We start from the raw sequence: 15,317 nt of genomic DNA, 5'->3' as shown, positions 1-15,317 counted from the left end.
TGGATCGAAAAGTAGTCTGAAGTTTCTGTAAGTTCATTTCCCGAGTTTTGGCTGATTTTTGAGTGCTAGCTTTTGACGCTCAACCCCATCAGCGAAGGATTCGCAAATGGCTGTCCCTCCAATGCCCCCAGGCGTGTCGCTGCAAGACAATATCGCCCTGGCCAACAACCGCAGGATGCATTTGAAGCCTGGTTCGGCGTTCACCTATTCATGGTTTTACTCACAAGTCAGAGGGCGTGGCCCTTGGGATTACAAACAGAAAAGTCGCGAGTACGAGGCGTTTGGTAACTTCAACTATGGGGTTACCGGAACGGTGTTGGGTATCCCCGAAGGTGTGTTGCTTAGAGCGGCAGGTGCTGCGCAAAAATCAGCGGGTACCTCTCGGACGGAATTTGGAGATTGGTGGGGTGATGCGCCATATGGCGATGACCATAGCGACCAGCATTGGATCAAGGAGGGCATCGAATATGCCAGAGCTCAAGGGTATTAAGTGGTCGGTCCAGGTCTTGCTCAACGGGTTGCTGGTGGTGTGTCTCGGGTACTTGGGCGTTGGTTGGTTGATGAGTCCCGGTACACCGGAGTTGGATGAGGTAGTACTCAGGTATTCCTTGAGTAACGGCAACTCTATTTATGGCGTGCGGAATAGTCAGGGTGGTGCGACGGTGGGCTTTTCCTACAGGTACTACGTCCATAAGAATCTGGGTAATGATCACGAAATACTCACGTCATTGGTGTCGGCACATCCATTTCTAAAAACCAAGGAGCCTGATGTCCAAGTGACCCAGGTGGATGGAGTCCTCCACCTCATTGTTCGTGGGGAGGTTTATGAGTACCGCAGCTACCCGCTTGACGCTTTGGGGGCTGTGAGCATCGACATGAGGCTGTAGGCCTGCTGGCTTCGGATTTTTCCTGCAAGATTTTGGGCCGTGCATGAACGTGTCGTGTGCAGCCCGCGCGCCTAGTCTTCGTCCGTCATCGCAAAAAACGGTGACACGGACGTGTTCCCACGCTCCCGCGTGGGAATGCAGCCCGTGACGCTCCGCGTTGCCTATGCGCAGTAGTCGAAATTTGCAGCGTCTGGCGGGACGCGGAGCGTCCCGGGAGACATTCCCACGCAGAGCGTGGGAACGATCACCTCGATCCATTACTCCAGCCGTAATGATCCGTCGCCCAGCTTGATTGATGACCCCCTGAATCACTCCTAAGGTACAGCCCACGACAGCAAACCCGTGGAGCGACCATGACAACAACAATAAACCCCGACTCGCGCTGGACGCGGCGGCGTGACGAGAAGCTGCGGCGGCTCGGGCTGGTCAAAAAAATCGCAGACGGGGCGGTTTTGCCCGGCGACAGGATTGTCGAGGCCCTGGAAGCCCTGATCCTCCCCGGCGACCGCGTGGTGCTGGAGGGCAACAACCAGAAGCAGGCCGACTTCCTCTCGCGCTCCCTGGCCAAGGCCGACCCGGCCAAGCTTCACGATTTGCACATGATCATGCCCAGTGTCGGGCGGTCCGAGCACCTGGACCTGTTTGAAAAGGGCATCGCGCGCAAGCTGGACTTTTCCTTCGCCGGCACCCAATCCCTGCGCATCAGCCAGTTGCTGGAAGACGGTCTGCTGGAAATCGGTGCGATCCACACCTACATCGAACTCTATGCCCGCCTGGTAGTGGACCTGATCCCCAACGTCGTACTTTCCGCCGGTTTCATGGCCGACCGCGCCGGCAATATCTACACCGGCGCCAGCACCGAGGACACCCCGGCGCTGATCGAGCCCGCAGCCTTCAGCGATGGCATCGTCATCGTGCAGGTCAACCAGTTGGTCGACGACGTCACTGACCTGCCCCGTGTCGACATCCCGGCCAGTTGGGTGGATTTCGTGGTGGTGGCCGACAAACCGTTCTACATCGAGCCGCTGTTCACCCGCGACCCCCGCCACATCAAGCCCGTACATGTGCTGATGGCGATGATGGCGATCCGTGGCATCTACGAAAAACACAACGTGCAGTCGCTCAACCACGGTATCGGTTTCAACACCGCTGCCATCGAACTGATCCTGCCCACCTACGGCGAATCCCTGGGCTTGAAGGGCAAGATCTGCCGCAACTGGACCCTCAACCCGCACCCCACCCTGATCCCGGCGATTGAAAGCGGTTGGGTGGAAAGCGTGCATTGCTTCGGCACCGAACTGGGCATGGAAAACTACATCGCCGCCCGGCCGGATGTGTTCTTCACCGGCCGCGATGGCTCGATGCGCTCCAACCGCATGGTCTGCCAACTGGCCGGCCAATACGCAGTGGACCTGTTTATCGGCGCCACTCTGCAAGTCGATGGCGACGGCCATTCCAGCACCGTGACCCGTGGTCGCCTTGCCGGCTTTGGCGGTGCGCCGAACATGGGCCACGACCCGCGCGGCCGTCGCCATGGCACCCCGGCATGGTTGGATATGCGCCACGGCGACGCACCGCAAGCGCTGCTCGAACGCGGCAAGAAACTGGTGGTGCAGATGGTTGAAACCTTCCAGGAGGGCGGTAAACCGACCTTCGTCGACACCCTTGATGCCGTGGAGGTGGCGCGCAAAAGCGGCATGCCCCTGGCGCCGATCATGATCTACGGCGACGACGTCACCCACCTGCTTACCGAAGAAGGCATCGCTTACCTGTACAAGGCGCGCTCTCTGGAAGAACGCCAGGCGATGATCGCCGCCGTCGCCGGGGTCACCGCCATCGGCATGCGCCATAACCCCAAGGACACCGCGCGCCTGCGCCGCGAGGGTTTGATTGCTTTGCCCGAAGACCTCGGCATCCGCCGCACCGACGCCACCCGCGAGTTGCTGGCCGCCAAGAGCGTGGCCGACCTGGTGGAGTGGTCCGGTGGCCTTTACAACCCGCCCGCCAAATTCAGGAGCTGGTAAATGCGCGCCCTCAAACTGCACGAACTCAGCCTCGCGGATCGCCTGGCGGATATGGCCGTCGACGCGCTGATCGACGAAGCCGACCTGTCGCCCAAACCCGCCCTGGTGGACCGTCGCGGCAACGGCGCCCACCACGATTTGCACTTGGGCCTGATGCACGCGTCGGCGTTGTCGCTGTGGCCGATGTTCAAGGCAATGGCCGAGGCGGCGATTGAATTCGGCGAGGTCGGTTTGCCGCTGCGCGAAGCGCTCGGCCGAATCGGTCGCGAAGGCGAGCAGGCGATGCTCGTCACCACCAACGGTGTGAATACCCATCGCGGCGCGATCTGGGCCCTCGGCTTGCTGACCGCATCGGCTGCCCTGGAACCGCGCGCCATAACGCTGAACGCCGCCAGACTGGCCCTGCTCAACGACCGTTATGCACCTCAACCGATGAGCCACGGCGCCCAGGTCGCGCAACGCTACGGTGCACGCGGTGCCCGTGAAGAAGCGCAACTGGGCTTCCCCGCCGTGACCCAGCGCGGCCTGCCGCAACTGCACCAGAGTCGCCGCCGGAACGCCGGTGAACAGAACGCGCGTCTTGATGCCTTGCTGGCGATCATGACCGAGCTGGCCGACACGTGTGTGCTCTACCGCGCCGGCACCGAAGGCCTGCAAGCCATGCAACACGGCGCCCAAGCGGTGCTCGACGCCGGCGGCAGCGCCACCCTGGCCGGCCGCCGCAGCCTGCACGCACTGGACAACCAACTCCTGGCCCTGAATGCCTCCCCCGGCGGCGCCGCCGACCTGTTGGCCGCCTGCCTGTTTATCGACCGCCTCGACGGAGCGTTGTGATGGAAACCTTATCCTTTGAATTCCCCGCCGGGCAGCCGCCAAAAGGCCGCGCGCTGGTAGGTTGCGTCGGCTCGGGCGACCTGGAAGTGCTGCTGGAGCCGGGCACGGCGGGGCGATTGACCATTCAGGTGCAGACCTCAGTGAACGGCGCCGAGCAGCGTTGGCTGCACCTGTTCGAGCGGATCTTCCAGGAGCACACGCCACCGGCCCTGAATATTGATATCCACGACTTCGGCGCCACCCCCGGCGTGGTGCGTCTGCGCCTGGAACAGGGTTTCGAGGAGATCGACCATGACTGACTTGCTCAGCAAACACAGCTTTGTCGAACTCGGTGCACGCCAGCGAGCCAAGGCGCTGCTGGATGCCGGTACCTTTCGCGAACTGATCGACCCGTTCCAGCGCGTCATGTCGCCCTGGCTTGGCCGCCAAGGCGTGGTGCCGCAGGCCGATGACGGGGTGATCATCGCCAAGGGCAGCATCGGTGGCTTGCCGGTGGTGGTGGCGGCCATCGAAGGCAACTTCCAGGGCGGCAGCCTCGGTGAAGTCGGCGGAGCAAAAATCGCCGGTGCGCTGGAGCTGGCCGCCGAAGACAACCGCAACGGCATCCGCACCCGCGCCGTGCTGCTGCTGGAAACCGGCGGCGTGCGCTTGCAGGAAGCCAACCTGGGCCTGGCCGCGATTGCCGATATCCACGCGGCGATAGTCGACCTGCGCCAGCACCAGCCGGTGATCGGTGTGGTGGCGGGCAGCGTTGGTTGTTTCGGCGGCATGTCCATCGCGGCCGGGCTGTGCAGTTACCTCGTCGTGACCCGCGAAGCACGGCTGGGCCTCAATGGTCCGCAGGTGATCGAGCAGGAAGCCGGCTTGGAAGAATACGACTCCCGCGACCGTCCCTTTATCTGGAGCCTCACGGGTGGTGAACAGCGCTTCAACAGTGGCCTGGCCGACCGTTATGTCGCCGACGATGTGGCGCAGATTCAGCAGACCGTCAGCGCGTTGTTGCAGCAAGGCGTGCCCGCCCAGCAACGCAGTCGCCAGGCTGATTATTACCTCGCACGCTTGGCCGAGTTGGACGCCATACCGCAAATCGACCCGGCGACGGTGCGCGAGCTGTATCAAGGAGAACGGTCATGAGAGGCTTGCAGTGGTTCAACGCATTGAGCGGCGGCGCTCCACCTGTAGACGGTTTGCCGGCGTCGCTGAGGGTTGCCGACGCTGTATTGGGTGAGCAAAAGGTGCGCTTTGTCGCCGTGATCACGGACGCGCAAAACCGCTTCCCTCGGGCGCGCAATGGCGAAGTCGGCCTGCTCGAAGGCTGGGGCCTGGCCAAGGCCGTCGATGAGGCTATTGCCCGTGGCGACAAGCGCCCGATCATCGCCATCGTCGATGTGCCGAGCCAAGCCTACGGCCGTCGCGAAGAAGCCCTCGGCATCCATCAGGCCCTGGCCGCTGCCGCCGACAGCTATGCGCGTGCTCGCCTGGCCGGCCACCCGGTGATTGCGCTGCTGGTGGGCAAGGCCATGTCCGGTGCGTTCCTGGCCCACGGTTACCAGGCCAACCGCCTGATCGCCCTGCGTGATCCCGGTGTGATGGTGCACGCGATGGGCAAGGCTTCGGCCGCGCGGGTGACCATGCGCAGCGTCGAAGAGCTGGAAGCCCTGGCCGCCAGCGTGCCGCCCATGGCCTATGACATCGACAGCTATGCCAGCCTCGGTCTGCTGTGGGAGACCTTGTCGGTCAGCCAGATCGAACAGCCCACGGCGGACGATGTGGCGCGGGTCAGTGATTGCCTGGTGAATGCGATCAAGGATGTCGGCAGCACCGATCTGCGCGGGCGCCTGGGCGCGACTAATCGCGCGGCGTCCAGTCATGTTCGCCAACTGCTGCGGGAACAATGGTGAACGCCCACGACTTGCTCTGGGGCATGACCCCGGCGCACCTGCCCGCCGATGCACCGGCCTGGGGGCTGGAGGCGCTCGGCGCCGGCCACCCGGTGGTGGTGCGCCGCGCCATCGCCGCACCGGGTTATGTGGCGGTTGGTGTGCGCGGGCGTTTGCGTGAGCAGCGTTTCGCCGCCGAGATGCCGCTGGCGGCGGTGCAGCGGCGCGTGGCCCCGGAAGCCCTGCGCGACGTGGTTTCGTCACGGGATTTACCCGCGCTGCAAGCGCTCGCTCAATTGCGTTCGGTGCTGGTGCAACAGACATGGGGCGTCAGCGGTAGCGCAGGGTTTGAATTGGCCACCGGCATCGAAGCGTTGCATGCTCGTAGCGATCTGGATTTGATCCTGCGTACGCCCAAGCGCCTTGAACGCGCGTATGCCGACGACCTGCTGGCGATCCTGGACGCCACGGTGTGCCCCGTCGATCTGCAACTGCAAACCCCGTTCGGCGCTGTCGCCTTGCGCGAGTGGGCCAGCGGCTCACGCCGTGTGCTGCTGAAAACCGATCGCGGCGCCCACCTCGTGCTCGACCCCTGGCAGGCCGTGGCATGAGCAGCCTCCTGGTGTTTCCGGGGCAGGGGGCGCAGCGACCCGGCATGCTCCAGTCGTTGCCCGAACCTGTACTGGAAGAAGCCAGCGATGCTCTTGGCGAAAACGTGCGCCTGCTCGACTCCGCGCAAGCCCTGGCCAGTACCCGCGCCGTGCAGTTGTGCCTGTTGATCGCAGGTACGGCCCACGCTCGCCTGTTGGCGCGCACCCCGGACTATGTGGCGGGCCTGTCCATCGGCGCCTACCCGGCTGCGGTGATCGCCGGGGCCCTGGATTTTGCTCAGGCAGTAAAACTGGTAAGCCTGCGCGGCGAACTGATGCAAAACGCTTATCCACACGGCTACGGCATGACGGCGATCATCGGCGTGGAGTTATCCACCGTCGAAACACTTCTCGCCGCCATCCACAGCCCCGAAACCCCGGTGTACCTGGCCAATATCAACGCCGATAACCAGAGCGTGATCGCCGGCAGCGACGAAGCCATGAAGCGCGTCGCCGCGCGTATCAAAGGCAACGGCATCGCCAAGCGCCTGGCCGTGAGTGTGCCGTCCCATTGCGCGCTGCTGGCGCAACCGGCCGAGGCCCTGGCCCAGGCATTTGTCCCGCTCAAGGCGCCGCGCATCACCTACCTGAGCAGCACCCGAGCGCGGCCGATTCACAACCCCGAACACCTGCGCGACGATCTGGCCTTCAACATGTGTCGCGTCGTTGACTGGCGCGGCACGGTGCAAAGCGCCTACGAACGCGGTGTGCGCCTGCAAATCGAAGTGCCTCCGGGCGCCGTGCTCACCGGCCTGTCACGCCGCGTGTTCGAGCAAGGCACGGTGATCGCCTGCGAGGGCGCGCGCCTGGATACCTTGCAGGCCCTGCTGGAAGAGGAGGAGCGCCGCCACCGATAAAGCACTACCCAAGGCTGTCGAAGCACAAAAACAACAATGTCGATCGAGCACTTTGAGGACAACAACAATGATTATTTACGGTGTGGCACTGCTGGCGATCTGCACGCTTGCAGGGGTGATCATGGGCGACATGCTTGGCGTGTTGCTGGGCGTCAAATCCAACGTGGGCGGGGTGGGGATCGCCATGATCCTGTTGATCTGTGCCCGCCTGTGGATGCAAAAGCGCGGCGGCATGACCAAGGATTGTGAGATGGGCGTGGGCTTCTGGGGCGCCATGTATATCCCCGTTGTTGTGGCGATGGCCGCGCAGCAGAACGTTGTAACCGCGTTGCACGGCGGGCCGGTCGCGGTGCTCGCCGCCATCGGATCGGTGGTGGTCTGCGGTTGCACCATTGCCTTGATCAGCCGCACGCATAAAGGCGAACCGTTGCCCGATGAAGAGCCGCTGATCGTGCCTGCGGGAGGTCGCTGATATGTGGGATCTCATCGAAAAGGGCCTGGAGCATAACGGCCTGATCACTGCGTTTGCCTTTGTTGGCGTGGTGATGTGGATTTCCGTGGTGCTGTCCAGGCGCTTGACCTTTGGCCGCATCCACGGCTCGGCGATTGCCATTGTGATCGGCCTGGTACTGGCCTGGGTCGGCGGCACGATTAGCGGTGGCCAGAAAGGCCTGGCCGACCTGGCGCTGTTTTCTGGCATCGGCCTGATGGGCGGCGCGATGCTGCGTGACTTCGCCATTGTCGCCACGGCGTTTGAAGTGCAGGCCACCGAAGCGCGCAAGGCCGGGATGATCGGCGTGGTTGCGCTGCTGTTGGGCACCGTCCTGCCGTTTATCGTCGGCGCGAGCATGGCCTGGGCATTTGGTTATCGCGATGCGATCAGCATGACCACCATCGGCGCGGGTGCCGTGACCTACATCGTCGGCCCGGTGACCGGCGCGGCGATTGGCGCGACGTCCGATGTGATGGCGCTGTCGATTGCCACCGGCTTGATCAAGGCGATCCTGGTGATGGTCGGCACACCGGTGGCGGCGCGCTGGATGGGCTTGGACAACCCGCGCTCGGCGATGGTCTTCGGTGGCTTGGCCGGCACCGTGAGCGGCGTGACCGCAGGGCTGGCGGCGACGGACCGGCGCTTGGTGCCGTATGGCGCGTTGACGGCGACGTTCCATACCGGGCTTGGGTGCTTGCTCGGGCCTTCGCTGCTGTACTTCATTGTGCGTGGGTTGGTCGGCTGACGATCGTTCCCACGCTCCGCGTGGGAATGCATCCTGTGACGCTCCGCGTCACGCCTTCAAGAGCGGACGCAGAGCGTCCAGGGCTGCGTTCCCACGCGGAGCGTGGGAACGATCATCTCAAGTCTGGCGGTTGGCATACATCCGACACTCGGCCAGCAGCGCCAGTAAATTCGGGTCTCGCTCCTTGGCCTTCAAGAACACCACGCCAATATGCTGCTGCAACCGATACCTGGCTTGCAGCGGTATCAGCTTCACGCGGTTCTCGTACACCGCCGCGATTCTGCCCGGCAGCAGCGCATAACCTACCCCCGAGCTGACCATGCTCAACAGCGTGAAGATGTCATTGACCTGCATCGCCACCTTCGGCTCGAACCCCGCCTGCTTGAACACTCGGTTGCCGTCCTGGTGGGTGGCGAAGCCTTGAGTCAGGGTGATGAAGGTGGCGTCGCGCACGTCGGCCAGGTCGATTTCCTGCTCGCGGTCGAAAGGCGAGTCGGCCGGGGTGGCGAGGAAGATATCGTCGCAGAACAGTTCGATCTGTTCGCAGTCCGGATCGTTGGCGTGTTCGTCCAGGGAGATGAGGATCGCGTCGACTTCCATGTTCTTGAGCTTATAGAGCAGGTCGAAATTGGAGCCGAGGATCAGGTCGATGTTGAGTTCGCTGCGGCGTATCTTCAGGCCCATGATCAGTTGCGGCACGGTTTTGACCGTCAGCGAATACAGCGAGCCGAGCTTGAAACGTTCGGCGGAGAAACCGGCGGCCTCGCGGGTCAGGCGCACGCTGTCGACCACATCGGCGATCAGTTTCTGTGCGCGCTCTTCGAGCACGTAGGCGCTCTCCAGCGGCGTGAGGTTGCGCCCCTCATGTTTGAACAGCGGGCAGCGCAGGGCGTTTTCCAGTGAATGAATGGCGCGGTGCACGCTGACATTGCTGGTCTGCAGCTCGGCGGCGGCGCGGGCCAGGTTGCTGGTGCGCATGAACGCCAGGAAGATTTCGAGTTTTTTGAGGGTGAATTCTTCGTCGATCAGCATGGCCGTGGCTCTGGTTCGCGTGGGGTCGATTGTGCCCGCAAAAGCGCTCGGCGTCCTCGGAACGTCACACGGCACTTGCACTCTGATGCGCAAGGCCGGAGGCTTGCGGCCAGTCGTCAACGGTTACGGGAGGTCAGTGATTCATGTACCACGGGGAACGATTCAACGCCTGGAGCCATTTGCTCGGTGCCGTCGCGGCGTGTATTGGCGCCGTATGGATGCTGGTGGTAGCCAGTCTGGATGGCAGCCCCTGGAAGATCGTCAGCGTGGCGATTTATGGCTTTACGCTGATGGTGCTGTACAGCGCGTCTACTGTGTATCACAGCGTGCAGGGGCGGCGAAAAGAGATCATGCAGAAGGTCGATCACTTTTCCATCTACCTGCTGATCGCCGGCAGCTACACGCCGTTCTGCCTGGTGACCCTGCGCGGGCCGTGGGGTTGGACGCTGTTCGGGATTGTGTGGGGGCTGGCGGTGATCGGCATCCTGCAGGAGATCAAGCCGCGTTCCGAGGCGCGCATTTTGTCCATCGTCATTTATGCGGTGATGGGCTGGATCGTGCTGGTGGCGGTCAAGCCGCTGATGGCCGCGCTGGGCACGGCGGGGTTTATCTGGCTGGCGGCGGGCGGCGTGCTGTACACCGTCGGCATCATCTTTTTTGCCCTGGAGCATCGCCTGCGGCATTCCCATGGTATCTGGCATTTGTTTGTGATCGGCGGCAGCGTGCTGCATTTCGTGGCGATCATGCGCTACGTACTCTGACAGCCGACTCGATCAAAAAGTGGGAGGGTGCTTGTCGCACCGTCCCACCCCGATGGCGGTGGGCCAGTGACGAATAGGTTGGCTGACGCTGGTTTACATTGAAAATTTACTTTTCTTTCAGCTGTTTGTAAGTAGTAGAAAAGCAGTAAGCTCCCATGAGCATTATTAAACCATAGCTTAGCCCATTCATTATTTTCTCTGGAGAAAAGAAAAGGCTGCTTACCATAACTGTAAATATAACCGAAATTGTCGTTACGAGTTCGGTGATTAGAAAGAAAGAGAATATTTCCTGTCTACATGCACGATCTAGAACTTCATTTGATGTGACTCTGGTCATTATGATTCCAATCCCAGCCCCAAAAAAACAGAAGGCCGAAAGAATCAGGAAGTATGAAGTGTTTGTGTTGTCAATGGCCGTTGGCAGGGATATGGCAACGGTTATGAAAAAGCAAAAAAATGAAAATATTGAGCCGGATTTTTTGAGTGTCGGCTGGGATAGTCCCACGACTCCGAGAACCGTAGACGCCAAAAAAACTACAAAGGCTGTTAGTGAGCTTCCTAGCCAAGATAAACCTTCAGGTATGTCTGTCGAGGGTTTGTGTCGATATAATAAGCCAATTGCGTACATGAGGATCAACATCTCAAAAGTATTGCCTGCTACGTATCCCAAAAACTGGCTAGGGTATTTAGAGATGACTTTAAAGTGATGAATATAATAAAGGCGGGTTCGGTGCTTTGAGCTGTTCTTTTTAGTGAGAACTGGCTTGAGATCATGGTAGGAGACGTAAGTCTGAATGACTCGGCATAGTAATATTGGCAACATCGTCACTAGCATGGCGTACAGGTAGTATCCGCTACTCATCATGAGTGATGCTATCAGTAATAGAGTTAATGGAGTCCCTATGCGTATGTGCAGGTGTTTTTTAAAAGCTCCCACGTAATCTGCGCTATGTCCAGTAAGGTGCAGGTGGAGGTCGTTGTAGGCCGGCCTGAAAGATGATCGCAGGCAGCCAGTGCCTATTGAGTCGAAGGTGAATGAAATAAGTATCAAGCACCAACTAATATGCCAGTAGTCGAGTAGCGCTAAATAAAATCCGGTGGTTAAAAAAATAGCGCATGCAAACTTGAATATGAACCCGTAAATTGTTGTGTATGCCGTACCAAAACGGTTTGCAAACGAATGCCCAACGTAAAACTCAATAACCAGAGAAATTAGCAGCTGTGTAATGAGCGAGAACTCTAAGGAAAAACTCCCAAGCTTAGGGTTGGTTGCTATCAGAGCCAGTTCTAGTATCGTTACACCCATCGCGATGCCACCATATAGTGCGTCTGAGCGGGAGACAATATTGGTGGCGCTTTTCATAGGCTGACCCTGAAAGTTTTGCCGGGTTCAAGTACTAGATTTTTATAAAAGATCGACGGGGCATGAGCTCTACCATAAAACATTAGTGTCGTGTAAATGGAGTCCAAGTCGAAAGGAACTAAAGTGAGAGAACGTCCTGCGGGCGGGGTAGAGACATATTTGTATTGTGTGTCTCTCCTATTTCGAAAATCTTCGTAAAGCAGTAGTTCGTAATCGATAGGGGGGAATTGAGTTTTTATCTTCTGTAGAAAAATTTCACACGCCGCGGCGTTTAAATTTTTGTAGATTTTCGAGGTTTTATCAAAACGATCAAATACGGCGATTAAAACTTCCTCTCCATGAATTGATTCTAGATACCTGATCGTATAGGGCCATCTTCTACTGATGTGCCTAGAGATGTCTAAATACCTTCTGATGCTTTCAAACGCGAAGTGTTTTTCTTCCGAGGATGTTGGAGTTGATAGCAAGTTATTAGGTTCATATATTTTTGAGAAAAATATAGTTGTTGAGATATGGCAGGATTTTTTCATTTTTTATTCGCTTCTATGAGCGCCTTTTTTATGAGAATTATGTTGCTGTTTTCAACATCTAGCGGTGCTCCCTCCATTTCCAACAAAATGTTGTGCGTTTTTAGGCTTTTTATTACCGCGCTTTTAAATGTTTCGGTTAGTTCGTTTTTGAAGTGGTCTGAATGTTGGTCAAGCCAGACGGGAATACCATTCCATAGCCAAGACTTCACTCCTGAGATGTGTAGCGTCTTAATTAGATTCCAAATTTCGTGGGCAGCGCAGGGCAAATCGAACGCTAGACCTTTAGTTTTACAGTAGCCAAGATAGTGCCCAATATCAAACGCCATCATGCATTCAGAGCGCCTGCACAGCTCTAGGTAAAACTCCCAAAATTCTATGTTTCCAAATTCGCTATAGATTGGTGGGTTTTCCAAAACTACAGGTATTTCAAAGTAGTCATTTATGAATCTGGCATTGTCAGCAGTGGTTTTTAATGTTTCTTTATTCATAGGCGGATTGGTTTGGTGAGCGCCCAAAAATAGATTGCCATTCCTCCAAATTCCGATGTCTTCCTCGATATAAATTATAGGAAGTGTGGCTAGCGCCTCCTTCAGGTTTTTTAAGTCTGCCAAGTCAGTAACCCCTGAGAAATTGATGTCTACGGGGTGTGCGGACATCGTAAAGTCTGCGGATAGGCATATATCAGTTAATGAGCTTTCTATTTTATCCCAAGGGCGTATACCCAAACTAAAGTGGCGAATCGGTGTTTGATTATATATATGGTTGTTGTCAGTGCGATGCTGAACGAATTGTTTTAGTTTCTCTACGTCGCCGCTAATGCCTATGCGAATTGAGCGGTTGTTCATAAATCACCCGTTTGAATGTTGGTTATAAGGATCTACCTATAAGTTCGCCTCTCCTACCTCCTGAACCAGTTGTCGGTGTTTCTAGGATTTTGAGTTTGGGCGCGTTGACCGGTTTGTCATCGGCGATAGCTTTGTTGATTGTTGCCACATAGTTGATAAAGAATGGCTCGCGGTTAATTTCAGTTGTTTTATCCGTGTTGTGGCAAAGCCACCATAAGACTTTGAATGGCATATGCTTTAAGTGAATATTTAGCAAGGAGTGGTAGGCTGTCTCTGTAAGCGACGTATGTGTCCCAATTTTTTCAATGTTTGATTCGATTGCTTGTTCGAGTTGATTTAGTAGTGGGATTGCAAAGTTGTCTATATAGGCGGTATATATGTTATATACTTCGTGATTTTCAATAAATTCTCTGCTGTTTGGTAGCTGTGTCAGGTCAAGCTTTGTGCCTGTCTTTCTCTCCAGATTTTTTCTTACGGGGGTTCCTGGATACAACATCATAATATTGAAATAGTGATCTAAAGATTCGTGTTCTGTCAGCCCGGATTTTACCAAAAAAACTAAGTTTTCAATGATTTCTCTTTTTTGTTGGTCGTGATAAAACATTATAAAGTCAAGCCCGACATCGATCTTGTTGTTTTGTAGGGCTCTTACGGCATCAATATTGTTTTGCACGGTGACCCTTTTGTTCATGTAGTCTAGTTGCGACTGTGAGCCAGACTCGATGCCCATCTCGACAAGCCTTAGTCCCTGACTCACTAGTTTTGGTAGTTCGGATTGTAACTTTAGAAGGTAGCCTACCGTGGAGGAACTGCTCCATGTGACCCGGCCGTTAAATAAGTTGTACAGTTTCTCTGAGAATTCCAGCACCCTATCTTTACGAACGAAAAAATTCGCATCCATCATGTATATGTGTTCGAACGAGTAGTGCGTATAGGCTTCCGCTATCCAGCTAACAAGTGTCGTGGCTTCGATGGCGCGCCATTTTGGCCCCTCCTTGTCTGCTGCGACAATAGCGCAAAAAGAGCATGCTAATGGGCAGCCTCGACTGCTTGTCAATGCTATGGCTTTTCTCTGTTTAGAGTCTTTCCTATCTGTGAAATAAAGTTTTTGTAAGCGTTCCGAAGAGTATTCAAGGAGCGGGTTCTCCCAGTCCGCTGTGGGGAGTTGTATCTTTTCTATATAGGACTCTTTCAGCTTTCCAGATGTCGTAAGCCACACTGCGTTTGGTATTCTATTGAAGTGATTTTTATAAATGTGTTTTTTTGATTTTGTTTTGCGTGGGAACTGAGTGTGAGTATTATTAAATACGTCTATGAGTTTAGCAGTTGAATGCTCACCCTCGCCACGTATCGCTAACTCAAAGGTCCTGTTACTCGCACGCAGAAAATCTTCCGCTGCTAGGCTTATATGTGGGCCGCCACAAAAAATGAATGTTCCGGGCAAGGCATTTTTTATTGTTTTTCCCCATGTTATCGCTGCCTGCACATGACTGCTATATATTGAGATCCCTATAAAGTGTGGTGCCCAGTTGATTAAATCGGCTAGCTCGTCAATATCTGATGTGTATAGGTCGGAATAGTCAAAGATTTTACAAGTTGTGTGCTCGGAATTTTTTCTTACATAAGCTGAAATGTTCTGTAGGCCAAGCGGCATCACTTTTTGTGGGCCTTCGCCGTAGGGTAGAGCGACTAATGCGAGTCGACAGAGTTCGACAGGCTCACTCGTGCAAGGCGCGGAAAAGTTGTGAGCTTTTTTCATAAGAACTCCTCGCTTCACTGGCTTTAGCCAGGCAAAAAAAATCTGGATAGCGCTCCGCTATGAGCGCAGATTTCTCGTCAGACTCTAGTGCATCAATAAATTTATTTTTCGATATTTTTAGAAGGTGCGTCCCGTTATGGAAGAAGCAATATCCTAGTTCTGTTAGGCAGACTACTCCGATCTTCGTTTTTATTCTCATGCGGCGTTGATCCATCCGCTCTCAGTAATTGGACACTGTTTTACAGTGTCCAATTAGTAGCTAGTAGTACTTCATTAGAATTCGGGTGCCGTTTTTCCAGCAACCATGTCGTAACTTCCATCTGGTACCGGAGTTAAGGTCTCGACATCAGAGGCCAGTTCATCCAGATAGTCATCGTCATTTTCGTCTGCCATGATATTGCTCCTTTTTGTTTTTGATTTCAGCGTATTTGCAGTCGGATTAAGTGTCTTGCATGCCAGCAAGAATCGTGGCTGCTCTTATATAAAAGTCCCAGAGATTCTTTAAGTCAAATAAAAAATGAAATTTCAGAAATTTCCTAAGATTACTGTTTGCTTGTAAGAAAAGTCCCGCTTTGAAGGATGGCTCCTACGAGTATGTAGGATGAAGAGGCCATGGAGGCAATCGAATCGTTTGTGGTGTGCTTGTTTATTTTTTGG

Annotated in this window: 16 protein-coding genes; 12 read left to right on the top strand and 4 right to left on the bottom strand. The window is 56.0% G+C overall.

The annotated features are described in order from the left end of the window. Positions 1-106 precede the first annotated feature (106 nt). From PSH94_RS24070 to madM, 11 genes are all read left to right on the top strand, one after another. Positions 107-490, top strand: coding sequence for a polymorphic toxin type 44 domain-containing protein (locus PSH94_RS24070; RefSeq protein ID WP_253509697.1), 384 nt, complete (start codon positions 107-109; stop codon positions 488-490). After that, on the top strand, positions 468-887 hold the full coding sequence (locus PSH94_RS24065; RefSeq protein WP_266247251.1) for a hypothetical protein: 420 nt from the start codon (positions 468-470) through the stop codon (positions 885-887). Before PSH94_RS24070 ends, PSH94_RS24065 begins: the two co-directional genes overlap by 23 nt. Before the next feature lie 353 nt (positions 888-1,240). Continuing rightward, positions 1,241-2,911 (top strand): malonate decarboxylase subunit alpha, encoded by a 1,671-nt coding sequence (gene mdcA, locus PSH94_RS24060; RefSeq protein WP_253509695.1) that lies wholly within the window; start codon positions 1,241-1,243, stop codon positions 2,909-2,911. Then, positions 2,912-3,745, top strand: a complete 834-nt coding sequence (locus PSH94_RS24055) for a triphosphoribosyl-dephospho-CoA synthase (RefSeq protein ID WP_181076562.1) — start codon at positions 2,912-2,914, stop codon at positions 3,743-3,745. It begins immediately after the preceding gene. After that, a complete protein-coding gene (locus tag PSH94_RS24050; protein WP_181076564.1) occupies positions 3,745-4,044 on the top strand; it encodes a malonate decarboxylase subunit delta in 300 nt (99 codons plus the stop codon). The genes PSH94_RS24055 and PSH94_RS24050 overlap by 1 nt, the downstream gene beginning before the upstream one ends. Then, positions 4,037-4,879, top strand: a complete 843-nt coding sequence (locus PSH94_RS24045) for a biotin-independent malonate decarboxylase subunit beta (protein ID WP_305435926.1) — start codon at positions 4,037-4,039, stop codon at positions 4,877-4,879. The genes PSH94_RS24050 and PSH94_RS24045 overlap by 8 nt, the downstream gene beginning before the upstream one ends. Further along, positions 4,876-5,646: a biotin-independent malonate decarboxylase subunit gamma gene (gene mdcE / locus PSH94_RS24040; protein ID WP_305435925.1), complete on the top strand. Its 771-nt coding sequence runs from the start codon at positions 4,876-4,878 to the stop codon at positions 5,644-5,646. The genes PSH94_RS24045 and mdcE overlap by 4 nt, the downstream gene beginning before the upstream one ends. Further along, entirely contained in the window at positions 5,640-6,236 is a 597-nt protein-coding gene (locus tag PSH94_RS24035) for a malonate decarboxylase holo-ACP synthase (protein WP_181076569.1), read from the top strand. Before mdcE ends, PSH94_RS24035 begins: the two co-directional genes overlap by 7 nt. After that, positions 6,233-7,132 (top strand): malonate decarboxylase subunit epsilon, encoded by a 900-nt coding sequence (gene mdcH, locus PSH94_RS24030; protein WP_253509689.1) that lies wholly within the window; start codon positions 6,233-6,235, stop codon positions 7,130-7,132. The genes PSH94_RS24035 and mdcH overlap by 4 nt, the downstream gene beginning before the upstream one ends. Positions 7,133-7,199: 67 nt before the next feature. After that, positions 7,200-7,604: a malonate transporter subunit MadL gene (gene madL, locus PSH94_RS24025; protein WP_061434475.1), complete on the top strand. Its 405-nt coding sequence runs from the start codon at positions 7,200-7,202 to the stop codon at positions 7,602-7,604. A 1-nt stretch (position 7,605) separates the two neighbouring features. Then, positions 7,606-8,370 (top strand): malonate transporter subunit MadM, encoded by a 765-nt coding sequence (gene madM, locus PSH94_RS24020; RefSeq protein WP_253509688.1) that lies wholly within the window; start codon positions 7,606-7,608, stop codon positions 8,368-8,370. Between the two features lie 117 nt (positions 8,371-8,487). On the opposite strand, the gene PSH94_RS24015 is transcribed toward madM, so the two are convergent. Next, complete coding sequence (locus tag PSH94_RS24015; RefSeq protein WP_305435924.1) at positions 8,488-9,402, bottom strand: LysR substrate-binding domain-containing protein; 915 nt, start codon at positions 9,400-9,402, stop codon at positions 8,488-8,490. Positions 9,403-9,545: 143 nt separating this feature from the next. On the opposite strand from PSH94_RS24015, the gene PSH94_RS24010 reads away from it, so the two are divergent. Then, positions 9,546-10,163: a hemolysin III family protein gene (locus tag PSH94_RS24010; RefSeq protein ID WP_181080655.1), complete on the top strand. Its 618-nt coding sequence runs from the start codon at positions 9,546-9,548 to the stop codon at positions 10,161-10,163. A 106-nt stretch (positions 10,164-10,269) separates the two neighbouring features. Here PSH94_RS24010 and PSH94_RS24005 read toward each other — a convergent pair whose 3' ends face one another. The 3 genes from PSH94_RS24005 to PSH94_RS23995 form a co-directional block, all read right to left on the bottom strand. Continuing rightward, positions 10,270-11,526, bottom strand: a complete 1,257-nt coding sequence (locus PSH94_RS24005) for a hypothetical protein (RefSeq protein WP_305435923.1) — start codon at positions 11,524-11,526, stop codon at positions 10,270-10,272. Between the two features lie 526 nt (positions 11,527-12,052). Further along, positions 12,053-12,901 carry a DUF692 family multinuclear iron-containing protein gene (locus tag PSH94_RS24000; protein WP_305435922.1) on the bottom strand — a complete coding sequence of 283 codons (849 nt, stop codon included), beginning with the start codon at positions 12,899-12,901 and terminating at the stop codon, positions 12,053-12,055. A 22-nt stretch (positions 12,902-12,923) separates the two neighbouring features. Beyond that, on the bottom strand, positions 12,924-14,660 hold the full coding sequence (locus PSH94_RS23995; protein ID WP_266247240.1) for a B12-binding domain-containing radical SAM protein: 1,737 nt from the start codon (positions 14,658-14,660) through the stop codon (positions 12,924-12,926). Between the last annotated feature and the right edge of the window lie 657 nt (positions 14,661-15,317).

The sequence above is a fragment of the Pseudomonas sp. FP2254 genome, from assembly GCF_030687695.1.
Taxonomy (GTDB): Bacteria; Pseudomonadota; Gammaproteobacteria; order Pseudomonadales; family Pseudomonadaceae; genus Aquipseudomonas; species Aquipseudomonas quebecensis.
This window is presented reverse-complemented; position numbering and strand designations above follow the sequence as displayed.

Bases quoted from the DNA above. Each gene is read 5' to 3' on its own strand.
- PSH94_RS24070 (WP_253509697.1), top strand. From the start codon at position 107: ATGGCTGTCCCTCCAATGCCCCCAGGCGTGTCGCTGCAAGACAATATC.
- madM (WP_253509688.1), top strand. From the start codon at position 7,606: ATGTGGGATCTCATCGAAAAGGGCCTGGAGCATAACGGCCTGATCACT.
- mdcA (WP_253509695.1), top strand. From the start codon at position 1,241: ATGACAACAACAATAAACCCCGACTCGCGCTGGACGCGGCGGCGTGAC.
- mdcE (WP_305435925.1), top strand. From the start codon at position 4,876: ATGAGAGGCTTGCAGTGGTTCAACGCATTGAGCGGCGGCGCTCCACCT.
- PSH94_RS24065 (WP_266247251.1), top strand. From the start codon at position 468: ATGCCAGAGCTCAAGGGTATTAAGTGGTCGGTCCAGGTCTTGCTCAAC.
- PSH94_RS24050 (WP_181076564.1), top strand. From the start codon at position 3,745: ATGGAAACCTTATCCTTTGAATTCCCCGCCGGGCAGCCGCCAAAAGGC.
- PSH94_RS24035 (WP_181076569.1), top strand. From the start codon at position 5,640: ATGGTGAACGCCCACGACTTGCTCTGGGGCATGACCCCGGCGCACCTG.
- PSH94_RS24010 (WP_181080655.1), top strand. From the start codon at position 9,546: ATGTACCACGGGGAACGATTCAACGCCTGGAGCCATTTGCTCGGTGCC.
- PSH94_RS24005 (WP_305435923.1), bottom strand. From the start codon at position 11,526: ATGAAAAGCGCCACCAATATTGTCTCCCGCTCAGACGCACTATATGGT.
- PSH94_RS24045 (WP_305435926.1), top strand. From the start codon at position 4,037: ATGACTGACTTGCTCAGCAAACACAGCTTTGTCGAACTCGGTGCACGC.
- PSH94_RS24055 (WP_181076562.1), top strand. From the start codon at position 2,912: ATGCGCGCCCTCAAACTGCACGAACTCAGCCTCGCGGATCGCCTGGCG.
- PSH94_RS24000 (WP_305435922.1), bottom strand. From the start codon at position 12,901: ATGAACAACCGCTCAATTCGCATAGGCATTAGCGGCGACGTAGAGAAA.
- PSH94_RS23995 (WP_266247240.1), bottom strand. From the start codon at position 14,660: ATGAAAAAAGCTCACAACTTTTCCGCGCCTTGCACGAGTGAGCCTGTC.
- madL (WP_061434475.1), top strand. From the start codon at position 7,200: ATGATTATTTACGGTGTGGCACTGCTGGCGATCTGCACGCTTGCAGGG.
- PSH94_RS24015 (WP_305435924.1), bottom strand. From the start codon at position 9,402: ATGCTGATCGACGAAGAATTCACCCTCAAAAAACTCGAAATCTTCCTG.
- mdcH (WP_253509689.1), top strand. From the start codon at position 6,233: ATGAGCAGCCTCCTGGTGTTTCCGGGGCAGGGGGCGCAGCGACCCGGC.